At 42.1% G+C, this 1,959-nt stretch carries 2 protein-coding genes; both read left to right on the top strand.

The window, feature by feature from the left end:
- Window positions 1–1,232, top strand: a 1,232-nt coding sequence (gene istA / locus AT15_RS06320; protein WP_084251568.1) for an IS21 family transposase, incomplete at its 5' end; no start/stop codon positions are given.
- A 7-nt stretch (window positions 1,233–1,239) separates the two neighbouring features.
- The gene (istB, locus tag AT15_RS06315; RefSeq protein WP_068347577.1) at window positions 1,240–1,959 is read left to right on the top strand and encodes an IS21-like element ISKol1 family helper ATPase IstB; all 720 of its coding nucleotides are present in this window, start codon (window positions 1,240–1,242) and stop codon (window positions 1,957–1,959) included.

Here is a 1,959-nt window from a genome sequence, read left to right as displayed (position 1 = left end):
ACAAGGACAAACCCAAGAATTTGCAATTCACCGCGAAGAAAATCTGGCAAATGGTGGTTAAGGAAGGGCACAAGATAAGTTATACCTCGGTGAAGAGGATTGTTCGCAACTGGAAGGAAGAACACGGTCAAAGGGATGTCTACATCATTCAGAAGCCGGATGGTAGACGAGCTGAATTCGATTGGGGAGCGGTGGAACTCGTCATTGGCGGTGAAAAAGGGAAATACCCTGCTGCATTCATGGTACTGAATCGTTCGCTGTATCGTTTTTCCAGGGTCTTTGAAAGAGAGAGTGCCCAGGAGGTAATGCAGGCACATATGGATTTCTTCGAGGAGATTGGTGGTGTACCACAGGAGATATTCTACGACAACATGAAGGTTGTAAAAGACAAAAAGAGCCTGAACAAGAACTTCGTCAAATTCGCCACCTTCTATGGGTTCACTCCAAAACTGTGCAATCCCTATTCTCCCCAGGAGAAGGGGACAGATGAGGAAAGTGTTGGTTTCGTTAGAAATTGGGTATTCAGTGAAAGGAATGAATTCGATTCCCTGGAAGAAGCGAATGAATATTTGAAAGAAAAACTGGCAGAACTAAATGCTTCTCCTGTATATGGAAGAGAGTCAGTTCCGGTAAAAGCTCTCAATGAAGAAAAACTAAATGCATTACCTACCGCCAGCTACAACAACTACCGTCTTGAAGAAAGGATCATATCCAGATATTCGTTAATAATGCTGGACGGTAATTACTATTCTGTTCCTGAGGATTGCCCCGGGAAGAGAGTGCAGCTGAAGATATATCCAGACCGTATAGAAATATTGAAAGAAAGCAAAATCGTTGCATCTCACAAACGCATAAGAGGTAAAGGTAAATACGCCATACAGATAGCTCACTACCTGAACACCCTAAGAAAAAAGCCTGGAGCCCTTGCAGGATCAAGAGCCTTCCAGGCATTAAACGACACACTAAAAGTCCTGTTCGGCAAATATTATACCACTAAGCCAAGGGAATTCGTACAATTACTGGAATTATTGAACGATTATGACGAAAAAACCTTCTGCGAAAAGCTGGAAGAGCTCTTTGAAAACGGAATTATCCCAACAGCAGACATAATGAGGAACCTATTACAACAAAAGTCCATACAATATGAAACCTTTGACTATCCTTTGAAGATACAGATAGACCACGGTGATCCTTCTGAGTTCGACAGATTGGTAGGTGTTCACCGTGGATGAAAAACTAATGAGATTGTGCAAAAGGCTGAAAACACCGGGAATATTCAACAGTTACGAAAGAATCGTTCGACAGGCTCAACAAGAAGGCATGAGTTATATTGAATTCCTTCTGGAGATACTGGAATCGGAAGTACAATCCAGAGAAAGCAGAAACATAGCGAAGAAAATAAAACGAGCAGGATTCCCAACACCGAAAAGGTTTGAAGAGCTCAACGAAACGGCTCTTCCGGAAGACGCCCGGAAACACCTTAAGGAATTGGAAACGCTGGCATTCTTGAACGCGAATAGAAACCTAATACTGCTGGGTAACTCCGGTACGGGAAAAACACATCTGGCAACGGCGATAGGAATGAAAGCCTGTGAAAAAGGATACAACGTCTTATTCAAAACAGCAGCAGGGCTCATTAACGAACTGAAAGAAGCGAAAGACGAAAAGCAACTCGTGAGATATGCAAAACAATTCAAAAAGCTCGACCTGGTGATAATAGATGAATTAGGATACATATCCTTTGACATCGAAGGTTCGGAATTGCTTTTTCAATATCTGGCAATGAGATACGAAACAAAGAGCACGTTAATTACAACGAATCTCGTGTTCTCAGAATGGATAAAGATTTTCCATGACAAAGCCCTTACCATGGCATTGTTAGACAGAATTACGCACAACGCTTTGATTCTCAATATGTCTGGAAGAAGTTACCGAAGAAGAGATGTTTTGAATACCTGA

The sequence above is a fragment of the Kosmotoga arenicorallina S304 genome (assembly GCF_001636545.1).
Classification (GTDB): Bacteria; Thermotogota; Thermotogae; order Petrotogales; family Kosmotogaceae; genus Kosmotoga_B; species Kosmotoga_B arenicorallina.
This window is presented reverse-complemented; position numbering and strand designations above follow the sequence as displayed.

Bases quoted from the DNA above. Each gene is read 5' to 3' on its own strand.
- istB (WP_068347577.1), top strand. From the start codon at position 1,240: ATGAGATTGTGCAAAAGGCTGAAAACACCGGGAATATTCAACAGTTAC.